The sequence below is a fragment of the Spirillospora sp. NPDC049652 genome, from assembly GCF_040675125.1.
In the GTDB taxonomy this organism is placed as follows: domain Bacteria; phylum Actinomycetota; class Actinomycetes; order Streptosporangiales; family Streptosporangiaceae; genus Spirillospora.
Genome location: NZ_JBFAOF010000005.1, coordinates 25,377 through 39,392, shown reverse-complemented (window position 1 = coordinate 39,392; position 14,016 = coordinate 25,377). Strand labels below are relative to the sequence as shown.

11 protein-coding genes are annotated in these 14,016 nt (G+C 73.3%); all 11 read left to right on the top strand.

Going from position 1 to position 14,016, the window contains the following annotated elements; genetic code table 11:
- A partial coding sequence (locus tag AB0J52_RS01100) for an SMC hinge domain-related protein (RefSeq protein WP_500179512.1) occupies positions 1-2,571 on the top strand: 2,571 nt, incomplete at its 5' end.
- Positions 2,572-2,678: 107 nt separating this feature from the next.
- Positions 2,679-3,629: a glycoside hydrolase family 16 protein gene (locus AB0J52_RS01095; RefSeq protein ID WP_500179511.1), complete on the top strand. Its 951-nt coding sequence runs from the start codon at positions 2,679-2,681 to the stop codon at positions 3,627-3,629.
- Positions 3,630-3,795: 166 nt separating this feature from the next.
- A complete protein-coding gene (ftsY, locus tag AB0J52_RS01090; RefSeq protein WP_500179510.1) occupies positions 3,796-4,956 on the top strand; it encodes a signal recognition particle-docking protein FtsY in 1,161 nt (386 codons plus the stop codon).
- Between the two features lie 249 nt (positions 4,957-5,205).
- Positions 5,206-6,576 carry an ammonium transporter gene (locus tag AB0J52_RS01085; protein ID WP_500179509.1) on the top strand — a complete coding sequence of 457 codons (1,371 nt, stop codon included), beginning with the start codon at positions 5,206-5,208 and terminating at the stop codon, positions 6,574-6,576.
- Entirely contained in the window at positions 6,573-6,911 is a 339-nt protein-coding gene (locus AB0J52_RS01080; RefSeq protein WP_500179508.1) for a P-II family nitrogen regulator, read from the top strand. Before AB0J52_RS01085 ends, AB0J52_RS01080 begins: the two co-directional genes overlap by 4 nt.
- A gap of 9 nt (positions 6,912-6,920) precedes the next feature.
- Positions 6,921-9,344, top strand: a complete 2,424-nt coding sequence (locus AB0J52_RS01075; protein WP_500179507.1) for a [protein-PII] uridylyltransferase — start codon at positions 6,921-6,923, stop codon at positions 9,342-9,344.
- Positions 9,345-9,451: 107 nt separating this feature from the next.
- Positions 9,452-11,011, top strand: coding sequence for a signal recognition particle protein (gene ffh, locus AB0J52_RS01070; RefSeq protein ID WP_500179506.1), 1,560 nt, complete (start codon positions 9,452-9,454; stop codon positions 11,009-11,011).
- Positions 11,012-11,532: 521 nt separating this feature from the next.
- On the top strand, positions 11,533-11,979 hold the full coding sequence (gene rpsP / locus AB0J52_RS01065; RefSeq protein WP_500179505.1) for a 30S ribosomal protein S16: 447 nt from the start codon (positions 11,533-11,535) through the stop codon (positions 11,977-11,979).
- 1 nt (position 11,980) lies between these two features.
- On the top strand, positions 11,981-12,223 hold the full coding sequence (locus tag AB0J52_RS01060) for an RNA-binding protein (RefSeq protein WP_026414632.1): 243 nt from the start codon (positions 11,981-11,983) through the stop codon (positions 12,221-12,223).
- 464 nt (positions 12,224-12,687) lie between these two features.
- Positions 12,688-13,209, top strand: a complete 522-nt coding sequence (gene rimM, locus AB0J52_RS01055) for a ribosome maturation factor RimM (protein WP_500179504.1) — start codon at positions 12,688-12,690, stop codon at positions 13,207-13,209.
- Between the two features lie 7 nt (positions 13,210-13,216).
- Positions 13,217-14,002, top strand: a complete 786-nt coding sequence (gene trmD / locus AB0J52_RS01050) for a tRNA (guanosine(37)-N1)-methyltransferase TrmD (RefSeq protein ID WP_500179503.1) — start codon at positions 13,217-13,219, stop codon at positions 14,000-14,002.
- Positions 14,003-14,016 lie beyond the last annotated feature (14 nt).

Below are 14,016 nucleotides of genomic sequence, written 5' to 3'. Positions count from 1 at the left end.
CGCCGCCTGCAGTCAGCCGCGCGCGCCGCCGCCGACCGCCGCGAGGAGCTGGCCCGGCTGCGCGGACGCGTCGAGGCGCTGCGCAGCAAGGCGCAGGCCGGGCAGTCGGAGATCGGGCGGCTGTCGGCCGCGCGCGCCGAGGCCGAGCAGCGCGCCGCGACCGCGCAGGAGGAGTTCGAGGCGTTCGAGGCCGAGGTCGTCGAGGACCCGGCGCTCGCCGCCGAGCACGAGTCCGCCCAGGACCTGCTGGCCGCCGCCAAGGAGACCGCGGAGACGGCGCGCGCCGCCGTGGACCTCCCACGGCAGGCGCTGAAGGACGCGCGCGCCGCGGTGGCCGCCGCGCGGTCCGCCGACCAGGGCGCGCAGAAGCGGGTCGCGGCGCTCCAGGCGCGCATCGAGGCGCTGAACCTGACGCTGGCGTCGGCCGCGGACGGCGGCGAGGCCCTGCTCGCGTCCGGGCTGGACGGCGTGCTCGGCACGGTCGCCTCGCTGCTCAACGTCCGTCCGGGGTACGAGACGGCTGTGGCCGCCGCGCTCGGCGACGCGACGCAGGCGATCGCGGTCGGCTCGCTCGACACGGCCGAGGCGGCGCTGTCGCTGCTGCGGGCGAAGGACGCGGGACGCGCCGGACTGCTGATCGGCGGCCCGTCCGGATCGTCCGGTCCGGCCGGCGCGGTCGAGCGGTTCCCGGGCATCGACTACGCGATCGACGCGGTGACCGTCCCGGGCGAGGTGCGTCCCGCGATGGAGTTCCTGCTGCGGGACGTCGCGGTCGCCGACGACGTGACCTCCGCGGCCAAGCTCGTCCGGGCACATCCGTCCCTGCGCGTCGTCACGCGGGACGGGGACCTGGTCGGCGCGTACTGGGCACGGGGCGGCGGCGCGGGCGGCGCGCAGTCGATCCTGCAGATGCGCGCCACGCTGGACGAGGCGACCGCCGACCTCGCCGCCGCGGAGTCCGCCGCCGAGCGCGGCGCCGCCGACCTCGCCGAGGCCACCGAGGCGGAGCAGCAGGCGCAGCTCGCCCTGGACGCCGCGCAGGCCGCCGTCGGGGAGGCCCAGAGCGGCGTCAACGCGGCGCAGGCGGAGCTCGACCGCATCCGCGCGCGCGTCCGCGAGGTCGAGTCGCAGGCCGCGCAGGAGGCCAGGCGCGCCGCGCGCCTGGAGGCCGACGTCCGGGCCGCGCGCGGCGAGGTCGAGCGGCTCGGCCGGGCGCTGGACGCCGCCGCCGAGTCCCGCGAGGCCGACCTGGAGGCCGCCGAGGACCTCGCGATGCGGCTGGAGGAGGCCGAGGAGGCCGCCAACGTCGCCGACGAGGCGGGCGAGGACACCTCCGTCCGCGACGAGCTGGCCGCGCGGGTGCAGCAGCTCCGGTCGGCCGAGATGGAGGCGCGGCTGTCGGTGCGCACGGCCGAGGAGCGCGTGCAGGCCATCGCCGGGCGCGCCGACGCCCTCGAACGCGGGGCGCGCCGCGAGCGCGAGGAGCGCGCCCGCGCCGCCCGCCGCCGGGCCCGCCGGGAGCAGCAGGCCAAGATCGCCGAGGCGGTGCACCGGGGCTCGCTGACCGCGCTGGCCCGGCTGGAGCAGTCGCTCGCCTCGGCTGTGACGCAGCGCGAGGCGGCGGAGGAGGCGCGCGCCGCCCGCGAGTCCGAGCTGCGGGTGATCCGCACGCAGGTGCGCGAGCTGTCGTCCATGCTGGAGCGGCTGGTCAACGTCGTGCACGGCAACGAGGTCGCGCGCGCCGAGCAGCGCCTGCGGCTGGAGCAGATGGAGCAGCGCGCGCTGGAGGAGTTCGGCCTGGAGATCGACGCGCTGGTCGGCGAGTACGGCCCGGACCAGCCCGTCCCGCCCGGCCCGGAGGCGCCCGAGGACGCCCAGCCCGTTCCGTACGAGCGGACGACGCAGGAGAAGCGCGCGAAGAAGGCCGAGCGGGAGCTGAACCAGCTCGGTAAGATCAACCCGCTCGCGCTGGAGGAGTTCGCGGCGCTGGAGGAGCGGCACGCGTTCCTGACCTCGCAGCTGGAGGACCTCAAGAAGACCCGCCGGGACCTCCTGCTCGTCGTGAAGGAGGTGGACGACCGGGTGCAGCAGGTGTTCGGGTCCGCCTACGCCGACACCGCGCGCGAGTTCGAGCGGATCTTCGCCCGGCTGTTCCCCGGCGGCGAGGGCAGCCTGTCGCTCACCGAGCCGGACGACATGCTCACCACCGGCGTCGAGGTCGCGGCGCGTCCGCCGGGCAAGAAGGTCAAGCGGCTGTCGCTGCTGTCGGGCGGCGAGCGGTCGCTGGTGGCGATCGCGTTCCTCGTCGCGGTCTTCAAGGCCCGCCCGTCGCCGTTCTACGTGCTGGACGAGGTGGAGGCGGCGCTCGACGACACCAACACGCAGCGGCTGATCACGGTGTTCGAGGAGCTGCGCGAGTCGTCCCAGCTGATCGTCATCACCCACCAGAAGCGGACGATGGAGGGCGCGGACGCCCTCTACGGCGTGTCGATGCGCGGCGACGGCGTCACCCAGGTGATCAGCCAGCGCCTCGTCCGGGACGAGCCCGAGCCTCGGGTCGCGCCCGTCTAGCCGGGCTCCGGGGATCTCGGCGGGCTTTACCTCCGGATGGCTTTCTTTCCCGAGAATCGAGGAATCGGGGGAGGCGCGATCTAAGCCGTTCTTCGTAGCGTTCCAGGGTGCCCACACGGCTCAGACCCCTGATCATCGCCGTCCTCGTCCCGGTCAGCCTCATCGCGCCGGCCGGAATGGCGTCCCACGGGACGACGGGCCGGGGCGTGCGGGACGCGGCCGGACGGCTCACATTTCGCGACATGCGGATCTTCCCGCTGCACGACTGGCAGCACCACCGTCACCATCATCATCGGCGGGCCGCCGCGCACGGCGGACACGCCCGCGGGCATAAGAAGGGGCGTCCGCGCAAACGGCCGCGCCCCCAGCCCACCGCCGCCGCGCGGTTCCACTGGGGCAGGCCGACCGCCTCCGACGACTTCCGCTCCGGACGCCTCGACCGCCGCTCCTGGGAGGTCTACAACGGGCCGGGCCAGGGCGGAGCGGGACACCGCAGCCCGCGCGCGGTGAGCGTCCGCAAGGGCGTCCTCACGATCACCGGCCGGTCGAACGGCACGACCGGCGGCGTGGCCTGGAAGCGCGGCGCGCAGCGGACCGGCCGTTGGGAGGCGCGCGTCCGGATGTCCCGTGCCAACGCCGCCTACCACCCCGTCCTGCTGCTGTGGCCTACGCACGCGCGTGGGGGAGCGGCACCCCGGGGTGGCGGCGGTGAGGTGGACTGGCTGGAGGTCGCCGACGACGGCACCCGCCAGAAGGCCAAGTTCTTCTTGCACTACGGGCCCCTGCGCAGGGACAACCAGTTGGTCGGCCAGGTCCGTACGGACATGACGCGCTGGCACGCGTTCGCCGTCGAGTGGACGGCGACATGGGTCAGCGGCTTCGTGGACGGCCGGCGCTGGTTCCACACCACGCGCCGCGCCGCGATACCGCGCGGGCCGATGGGGCAGACCATCCAGCTCGACTGGTTCCCCCATGACGCTCGGCACACCGCCCGGGGCATCGGGTGGAACGCTCCGGCCACCTTCCAGGTCGACTGGATCCGCATGTACCGCCGCTGACAGCCCCAGCGGGCCTGGCCTTCGAGGGGCCGCCGACCGACGTTCCGACTCCGTTGGCCAAGGGACGCGGCCTCCCGGGAGCCGGCGGCCGGAGGCGGCCTCCACCGGCGCGTCCGTGGCGCTGGGGTACGGGGCATCGGCGGCCGTCTGGAAAACTGGACCCGCTATGGAATATGTGATCCTCATCGCCGGGCTGGCCGTCCTCGCGTTGATCGTGGGCGGCGTGATGTTCTTGCGGCCCGGCCGCCGCAAGCCCCAAGCTCCCGTCGAACCAGCGGAGCGGCCCGACATCCGGCCCGGCGCGACCACCACCGCGCCGCCGGAGGAGGATCAGGCCGCTCCGCCGGTGGAACGGGCCCCGCCGACGCCCACCGCCCCGCCCAAGCCGGAGATCGAGGTCCCGCCGCCGTCGGCGGGCCGCCTGGTCCGGCTGCGCGCCCGGCTCGCCCGGTCCCAGAACACCTTCGGCAAGACGCTGCTCGGCCTGCTGTCGCGCGACCACCTCGACGACGACGCGTGGGACGAGATCGAGGACACCCTGATCGGCGCCGACATCGGCGTCGCGGTCGCCCGGCAGATCACCGACGACCTGCGCACCCGCGTCCAGGTCCTCGGCAGCCGCACGCCCGCCGAGGTCCGCGCCCTGCTGCGCGAGGAGCTGGTCAAGCAGATCGGCCCGGACCTCGACCGCCACCTGCGCACCGAGCGGCACGGCGACAAGCCCGCCGTGCTGATGGTCGTCGGGGTCAACGGCACCGGCAAGACCACCACCACCGGCAAGCTCGCCCGCGTCCTGGTCGGCGACGGCAAGACCGTGGTGCTCGGCGCGGCCGACACCTTCCGCGCGGCCGCCGCGGACCAGCTGCAGACCTGGGGCGAGCGCGTCGGCGCCCAGGTCGTCCGCAAGGACGAGGGCGCCGACCCCGCGTCGGTCGCCTTCGACGCGGTCAAGCGCGGCATCGACACCAAGGTCGACACGGTGATCATCGACACCGCGGGCCGCCTGCACACCAAGACCGGGCTGATGGACGAGCTCGGCAAGGTCAAGCGGGTTGTGGAGAAGCAGGCCGCGGTCGACGAGGTGCTGCTCGTGCTGGACGCCACCACCGGCCAGAACGGCATGCAGCAGGCGCGCGTGTTCGCCGAGGTCGTCAACATCACCGGCGTCGTGCTGACCAAGCTGGACGGCACCGCCAAGGGCGGCATCGTCGTGCAGGTGCAGCGCGAGCTGGGTGTCCCGGTCAAGCTCGTCGGCCTCGGCGAGGGTCCCGACGACCTCGCCCCGTTCGAGCCGGGAGCGTTCGTGGACGCCATCCTCGGCGACTGACCGACCTCCAGAACGGCCCAGGGCCCCACCGGTTCTCCGACCGGTGGGGCCTTTTCCTATGGAAACACCTCGCGTTCGAGCGCCACTTTCCTGTCCGATCCGGGCAGCCGGTGAGGTTTTCGAAACACCGGCGCAACACGCCGGGAAGGGGTTTCACACCCTCGAAACACGGGAGCCGAACAGGCGAAACGGCCACGCCGGAATCTTTTGCCAGTTCACGTTCCCGGGGTCGAGGAGGCACCTTCCGCGATGAAGATCGATACAGGCGCGACGGCCTGGATGCTGGCCGCCACGGCGCTGGTGCTGTTCATGACACCCGGGCTGGCGTTCTTCTACGGCGGCATGACCCGGGCCAAGAGCGTGCTGAACATGATGATGATGTCGTTCGGCAGCATCATCAGCGTGACGGTCCTGTGGGTGCTCTTCGGCCACTCGGTCGCCTTCACCGACAACGGCAGCTCGCTCGTCAACAAGGTCCTCGGCGGGTTCGACGCGGTCGGGCTGAAGGGCACGGCCACCGCGATCCAGCAGGGGACCAGTCCCGACCACAACATCCCGCTGCTGGTCTACTCGGCCTTCCAGCTCACCTTCGCGATCATCACGGTCGCGCTGATCAGCGGCGCGATCGCCGACCGCGCGAAGTTCGGCGCGTGGATGACGTTCACGGTGGTGTGGGCCTCGCTGGTGTACTTCCCGGTCGCGCACTGGGTGTGGGGCACCGGCTGGCTGAACAAGCTCGGCATCGAGGACTTCGCGGGCGGGACGGTCGTGCACGTCAACGCCGGTTCGGCGGGCCTCGCGCTGGCGATCGTCCTCGGCCGCAGGCGCGGCTGGCCGAAGGAGCCGATGCGTCCGCACAACCTGCCGTTCGTCCTGCTCGGCGTCGCGATCCTGTGGTTCGGCTGGTTCGGCTTCAACGCGGGCTCGGAGATCGGCGTCGACACCACCACCGGCCTGGCGTTCATGAACACCCAGATCGCGACCGCGGTCGCCGCCGGAGCCTGGCTGGTCGTCGAGAAGCTGCGGGACGGCCACGCCACGACACTGGGCGCGGCGTCCGGCGCGGTCGCGGGGCTCGTCGCGATCACCCCGGCGTGCGGCTTCATCGACCCGTGGGCCTCGGTGGTCCTCGGCCTGGTGGCGGGCGTTGTCTGCGCCTATGCGATCGGCCTGAAGTACCGGCTCGGCTACGACGACTCCCTCGACGTGGTCGGCGTGCACCTGGTCGGCGGCGCGGTCGGCGCGGTCTCGCTGGGCTTCCTGTCCGCCTACCCGGCGCTGTCCTCGCAGCACAAGGGGCTGCTCTACGGCGGCGGCCCGCACCAGCTCGGCCTGCAGGTGCTCGGCCCGGTGGTGATCGGCCTGTACTCGTTCGCGATGGCGTGGGTCATCGGCACCGTGATCGACAAGACGATGGGCTTCCGGATCGACGAGGAGGACGAGGCGACCGGCGTGGACCTCACCGCGCACGCGGAGACCGCCTACGATCTCGCTCCGGCCGGCGGCGGCTCCGTCCGCACCGGCCACGCATCCGCGGTACCCGGCCCCGTCGCCGCGGCGCCCGGTTCCGTTCCCGCCGGCGGCCCGTCCGCCGAGACGAAGGTGGAGGCCCAGCAGTGAAGCTCATCACCGCGGTCATCAAGCCGTTCAAGCTCGACGAGATCAAGGCGGCCCTCGAGGCGTTCGGCGTCCAGGGCCTCACGGTCAGCGAGGCCAGCGGCTTCGGCCGCCAGAAGGGCCACACGGAGGTCTACCGGGGAGCCGAGTACAAGGTGGACCTCGTTCCGAAGCTCCGCGTCGAGGTCCTGGTGGACGACGAGGACGCGCACGACATCATCGACGTCATCGTCAAGGCCGCGCGCACCGAGAAGATCGGCGACGGCAAGGTCTGGGCCGTCCCGGTGGACACGGTCGTCCGCGTCCGCACCGGCGAGACCGGCCCGGACGCCCTGTAGGCGGCGACCGTGCCCGGCCAGCCACCCGAGCCCACGGCCCCCGTCCGCGATGTGAGGGCGGGGGCGGGGCCGGAGCCGGGCTCGCGCGCCCGGTCGGCTCTGGCCGCCGCCCGAGCCGACCGGGCGGCGGACCTCGACCGCCGCCTGACCGCCCTCTTCGACGCCGCCACCGGCACACCCGCGGACCTCCCCGGGAACGGATCCGGCCTCCACACGATGCCCCCGGATGTGGCGCTGGTCGCCGTCGGCAGCCACGCGCGCCGCGAGCTGACGCCCGGCGGCGACCTCGACCTGGTCCTGCTGCACCGGGGCCGCCCCGACGTGGCCGAGATCGCGGAACGGATCTGGTATCCGATCTGGGACGAGGGACCGCGGCTCGACCACTCCGTCCGGACCGTCCAGGAGGCACGGACCGTCGCGCGGGACGACATGAAGGCGACGCTGGGGCTCCTCGCCCCTCGGCGCATCGCGGGCGACATCACGCTCGTGGAGGAGCTGCGGTTGACCATCCTCGCCGACTGGCGCGCGGACGCCCCGCGTCGGCTGGCCGAGCTCGGCGAGCTGAGCCGCGAACGCCGGCGGGCGCAGGGCGAGCTCGCGTTCCTGCTGGAAGGCGACCTGAAGGAGGCCCACGGCGGGCTCCGCGACGTGCAGGTCATGAACGCCGTCGCCGCGTCCTGGGTCGCGCCCGCCCCGGACGGCCGGGTCCGCGCCGCCCACGACCTGCTGCTGGACGTCCGGCACGCGCTGCACGCGGCCACCGGGCGGCCGTCCGACCGGCTCGTCCTCCAGGAGCAGGAGGCCGTCGCCGCGGCCCTCGGCATGCTCGACGCCGACGTGCTGCTGCGCGCGGTCGCCGGAGCCGCCCGGACGATCACCCACGCCGACGACCAGCTCTGGCGGCGCGTGGACCGGTTCGTCCGGCGGCGCACCGGACGCCCCAGCGCCCGGAGGCGACCCGTCGGGGACGGCGCGGTCGAGCAGGACGGCGAGGTCGTTCTCGCCCGCCACGCCGACCTGAAGGACCCCGCGCTGACGCTCCGCGTCGCCGCGGCGGCCGCGCAGAACGGCCTGCCCCTCGCACCCGCGACCGTGGAGACGCTCGCCGAGAACGCCGCCCTGCCCGGTGCGCCGTGGCCTCGGGAGGCCCGCGACGCGTTGATCTCGCTGCTCGGCGCGGGTCCGGCCGCGATCGGCGTCTGGGAGGCACTCGACCAAGCGGGGCTCATCGTCCGGCTGCTGCCCGACTGGGAGCGTGTCCGGAACCGGCCGCAGCGCAACCCGGTCCACCGCTTCACCGTGGACCGGCACTTGATCGAGACGGCCGCCGGAGCGGCCGCGCTGACCCGCGAGGTGGCCCGTCCCGACCTGCTGCTGGCCGGCGCGCTGCTGCACGACATCGGCAAGGGCTGGCCGGGCGACCACTCGGCCTGCGGGGCGGTCGTCGCGCGCGACGCCGCCACCCGGATGGGCTTCCCGCCGGACGACGCGGCGGTGCTGGAGACCGTCGTCCGGCGGCACCTGCTGCTCCCCGAGACCGCCACCCGCCGCGACCTCGACGACCCGAGGACGATCGAGACGGTCCTGGACGCCGTCGCCGTTCCCGGGGCCCCGGGGCGTGAACGGGACGTCCTCGAACTCCTCGCCGCGCTCGCCATCGCGGACGGCCAGGCGACCGGTCCCGCCGCCTGGGGCCCTTGGAAGGCCCGCCTCGTCGCCGATCTGGCCCATCGCGCCCTGACGTCGCTCGCCGGAGGAACGCTGCCGCCCGCCCCCGCCCTCGGACCGAACACCCTGGCGCTGGCCAGGCACGACGGCGCCGCCGTCCGCGTGCAGGGCGCCCGGATCACGATCACCGCGCCCGACCGTCCGGGGCTGCTATGGCGGGCCGCAGGTGTCCTCGCCCTGCACCGCCTCGCCGTCCGAACCGCCCGGACCGTCTCCGCCATCACCCCCGAACCGTCCGCGGGCCACGCCGCGAGTGGTCCGGAGCCGGGCGCGCAACGGACCGCCACCGCTGTGCTCGATTTCACGGCCGTCCCCGAATTCGGTGAGCCGCCCGATCCGGCCGTGCTGGAGTCCGATCTGCGCCGCATGCTGGCCGACCGGCTCGACGTCGCGGAGCGGCTCGAACGTCGGGCGAGGTCCGTCCGGATCCGGCCGGGCGCGTCCGTCCCGCCGCCGCGCGTCACGATCGTCCCGGACGCCTCGGCGACCGCGACCGTCGTGGAGGTCCGCGCCCACGACCGGCCCGGCCTGCTGTGGCGGGTCGGCCAGGCGCTCGGCGAATGCGGCCTCCAGGTGGTCGCGGCACGCGTGGACACCCTGGGCGCCGAGGCGGTCGACGCCTTCTACGTCGTGGACGCCGAGGGCCGTCCGCTAGGGAAGTCCGCCGAGGCCGTCCGCGACCACGTCCTGGAGTCCCTCGGCTGATCGTCACAAGCCGGGACGAGGCGGAGAAGCGGACGGGGCGGGACCCGGCGCATGACCCGATAGTCTGATAGGCGATCCCACGAAGCTTTCCAAGGACGGGTCCACACGTGTTCGAGACGCTCTCCGACCGGTTGACGACGGTTTTCTCGTCGCTGCGCAGCAAGGGCCGGCTCTCCGAGGCCGACATCAACGCGACGGCCCGCGAGATCCGCGTCGCGCTGCTGGAAGCCGACGTGGCGCTGCCGGTGGTGAAGGACTTCATCGCGCGGATCAAGGAACGGGCCGCGAGCACCGAGGTCTCCCAGGCGCTCAACCCGGCGCAGCAGGTCGTCAAGATCGTCAACGAGGAGCTCATCGGCATCCTCGGCGGCGAGACCCGGCGGCTGAACCTGGCCAAGAACCCGCCGACCGTGATCATGCTCGCGGGTCTGCAGGGCGCCGGAAAGACCACCCTCGCGGGCAAGCTCGCCCGGCACCTGAAGAAGGAGGGGCACGCGCCCCTGCTGGTCGCGGCCGACCTCCAGCGCCCCAACGCCGTCCAGCAGCTGCAGGTCGTCGGCGAGCGGGCCGGCGTGCAGGTCTTCGCCCCCGAGCCCGGCTCCGGCGTCGGCGACCCGGTGGACGTGGCGCGCCGCTCCATCGAGCAGGCCCGGCACGCCCAGCACGACATGGTCATCATCGACACCGCGGGCCGCCTCGGCGTGGACGCGGAGATGATGCAGCAGGCCATCGACATCCGCGACGCCGTCACGCCGGACGAGATCCTCTTCGTCGTCGACGCCATGGTCGGCCAGGACGCGGTGAACACCGCGCAGGCGTTCATGGACGGCGTCGGCTTCGACGGGGTCGTCCTCACCAAGCTCGACGGCGACGCGCGCGGCGGCGCGGCCCTGTCGGTGCGGCACATCACCGGCCGCCCGATCATGTTCGCGTCCACCGGCGAGAAGCTGGACGACTTCAGCGTCTTCCACCCGGACCGGATGGCCGGGCGCATCCTCGACATGGGTGACATCCTCACCCTGATCGAGCAGGCCGAGCAGGCGTTCGACGCCCAGCAGGCCGAGAAGATGACGACCAAGTTCGCGTCCGGCGAGGACTTCACGCTCGAGGACTTCCTCGAGCAGATGATGATGATCCGCAAGCTCGGGCCGATCGGCAACCTGCTCGGCATGATGCCCGGCATGGGCCAGGTCCGGGACCAGATCTCCCAGATCGACGACAAGGACCTGGACCGGGTCGCCGCGATCATCCGCTCGATGACGCCGGAGGAGCGCTCCAACCCCAAGATCATCAACGGCTCGCGCCGGGCCCGTATCGCCAAGGGCTCCGGCGTCCAGGTCGGCGAGGTCTCCAGCCTGGTCACCCGGTTCTTCGACGCGCAGAAGATGGTCCGCGCGATGGCCGGCAACATGGGCTTCCCGGGCATGCCCGGACGCCGCCGCGCCAAGCAGGCCCAGAAGGCGGCCAAGAAGAAGGGCAAGCAGCGCAGCGGCGACCCGCGCAAGCGCGCCCTCGGCAAGCAGTCCGCCGACGAGCCCGCCGACGCGATGCCCCAGGGCCTGCCGCCGGGCCTCGGCGGCCAGCTCCCGCCCGGCCTCGCCAAGCAGCTCCCGCCCGGCTTCCAGATGCCCGACCTGGGCGACCTGGGCGGCGGCAAGAAGAAGTAACCCGCTCGGCCCCGAACGCCGCGTCCCGTCCCACGGGCCGCGGCGTTCGCCGTCCCACTGGTCGCGCCCGCATACCGCCTGAGGGCGGCGTGCGCCGTTCGGATCACACGGGAGCGTCCACCCGCCAGGCGTGCGACCGGATTCACATCGCGTGCCGCCAGGTCGGCGTGGGAGTGCTGGTGTGCGGACGCATGGGCGGTTCATGGTCGCGGATGTCGGTGCGCGCCGATTCTCCGTATTTCCAGGGCCGTTCGACGCCGCGGCCCGGACGGCCCGGATGTTCGTTCTGCGGGGAACGTTCGCGCAGGTCGGACGGGCTTTGCCCACCGAGTGGCCGCGTGTCATCGTCCGATTGCGCTTTTTCCGCGAACGTCTGGCAGAATGGCAGGCTGGAAACCCGGAATCGCGCTGGCGCCCTCTCTCGTCTCGCGCGTCCGGAGTCCACAGAGCTGGCCGGTCGCCGGTGTCCCCACCTGGTGCGGCCAAGTTCACCTGTACCAAGTCTGGAGAACACCACACCCGTGGCAGTCAAGATCAAGCTCAAGCGTCTGGGGAAGATCCGGAACCCGCAGTACCGGATCGTCGTCGCCGACTCCCGCACCAAGCGGGACGGTCGGGCCATCGAGGAGATCGGCCTCTACCAGCCCAAGCAGGAGCCGTCGCTCATCGAGATCGACTCCGAGCGCGCGCAGTACTGGCTGGGCGTCGGCGCGCAGCCGACCGAGCCGGTGCTGAACCTGCTCAAGGTCACCGGCGACTGGCAGAAGTTCAAGGGCGAGGCGGGTGCCGAGGGCACCCTCCGCAAGGCCGAGCCGAAGCCGGACAAGAAGGCCGTCTTCGAGGCCGCCGTCAAGGAGTCGATGGGCGACGTCGAGGCCGCCGCCCCGGCCGCCAAGCCGAAGAAGAAGGCCGAGGCCAAGAAGTCCGAGGCCGACTCCGCCGAGACCGAAGTCAAGAGCGAGGACTGACGTGCTCGAAGAAGCGCTCGAGCACCTGGTGCGCGGGATCGTGGAGAACCCGGACGACGTCCGGGTCCGCGCCCGCCGCATCAGGGGCGGCCGGGTCCTGGAGGTGCGTGTGCACCCCGACGACCTCGGCAAGGTCATCGGCCGCAGCGGTCGCACCGCCAAGGCCCTGCGCACGGTCATCAGCGCCCTCTCCGGAGGCCGCTACGTGCGCGTGGACCTGCTCGACGTCAACGAGGTCCGCTGACCCCGTAAGGCTCGGGCGCGAGGGCTCCCCGCCGCGGACGGTCCGCCGTCCGCCCGGCCGGGCGCGCCGAGGCCATGCCTTGGCGCCCCCGACCCGGGAGTCCGCTTCACCGCCGTCCGAGTGACGGCGGTACCTGCCCCATCACGGGGAAGGACGTCACCAGGGCCCGCTCGCGGGCCCGACCACGATCCGAGCCGCCACGTCGCCAGCCGACGCGGCGGCTCGGAGCGTTTCATCCGCCGGACCGAACTCCGGCACGGCTCCCTCACCGCCCTTCACCTCGCTCGGGGGTGTGATCACCTCCGCGGGCGGGCCGGAATGGGATCATGGCTGGAAGGGCGACCGCGCTGCGCGGTCGTCCCGGGCACGGGCATCCGGCCGGCAGGCTGGACCCGGACGCGTCGGCGGCGGGACCGCGGCGCGGCGTTTTCGTTTCATTGATCATTCGCTGGAAGGGACGGCTCGTGGCCGAACGGATCGTCATCGGCCGGATCGGGCGTGCGCACGGCGTCCGCGGCGACAGCACCGTGGACGTGCGGACCGACGACCCGGAGCTGCGGTTCGCGCCGGGCACCGAGATCGCCACCGACCCCGAAGGGGCCGGTCCGCTGACCGTCGAGCAGATCCGCTGGCACTCCGGGAAGCTGCTCGTCCGGTTCGCGGGCGTGACCGGCCGCGACGACGCCGACGCCCTGCGCGGCACCTGGCTGGTCGTGGACGCCGACGACATCCCCGAGTCCGACGACCCCGACGACTTCCACGACGCGCAGCTCGTCGGCCTCGCCGTCCGGACCGTGGACGGCACGGACGTGGGCGAGGTCACCGAGGTCCGCCACCACGGCCAGGACCTGCTGGTCGTCCGCCGCGCCGGCGGCGGGCGCGGGGAGCTGCTGGTGCCGTTCGTCGCCGCGATCGTCCCCGAGGTGGACGTGGCGGGCGGCCGCCTGGTCATCGACCCGCCCGCCGGACTGCTGGACGAGGACTGACCCCCCGATGCGACTCGACATCATCAGCATCTTCCCCGACTACTTCGCCCCCCTGGACGTCTCGCTGATCGGCAAGGCCCGCCGCACCGGGCTGCTCGACGTCCACGTCCACGACCTGCGCTCCTGGACCCACGACCGGCACCGCACCGTGGACGACACCCCCTACGGCGGCGGCCCCGGCATGGTCATGAAGCCCGAGCCGTGGGGCGAGGCCCTGGACGCCGTCGCCCCGCCGGACGGCCCGGCGCCCCGGCTGGTGGTGCCGACCCCGTCCGGGCGTCCGTTCACCCAGGCCATGGCCGCCGAGATGGCCGCCGAGGAGCGGCTGCTGTTCGCCTGCGGCCGCTACGAGGGCATCGACTCCCGGGTCGTCGCCGAGGCCGCCACCCGCATGCCGGTGTCCGAGGTCAGCCTCGGCGACTTCGTGCTGGCGGGCGGCGAGGTCGCCGTCCTGGTGATGGTCGAGGCCATCGGACGGCTCATCCCGGGCGTCCTCGGCAACGCCGAGTCCGTCACCGACGACTCGTTCGCGCCCGGCGCCATGGAGTCGCTCCTGGAGGGCCCCGTCTACACCAAGCCGCCGGTCTGGCGGGACCGGGCCGTCCCGGAGATCCTGCTGTCGGGGAACCACGGCGCGATCGCCCGCTGGCGGCGTGACCAGGCGCTCCGCCGGACCGCCGAGCACCGCCCCGAACTGCTCGGACGCCTCGACCCCGGCACGCTCGACAAGCATGATCGCAAGGTCCTCGCCGACGCCGGCTTTCCGGAGCACGGCGAAGATATGGCAAACTAGAGCGTCGCCGTGTG

Bases quoted from the DNA above. Each gene is read 5' to 3' on its own strand.
- ftsY (WP_500179510.1), top strand. From the start codon at position 3,796: ATGGAATATGTGATCCTCATCGCCGGGCTGGCCGTCCTCGCGTTGATC.
- trmD (WP_500179503.1), top strand. From the start codon at position 13,217: ATGCGACTCGACATCATCAGCATCTTCCCCGACTACTTCGCCCCCCTG.
- AB0J52_RS01085 (WP_500179509.1), top strand. From the start codon at position 5,206: ATGAAGATCGATACAGGCGCGACGGCCTGGATGCTGGCCGCCACGGCG.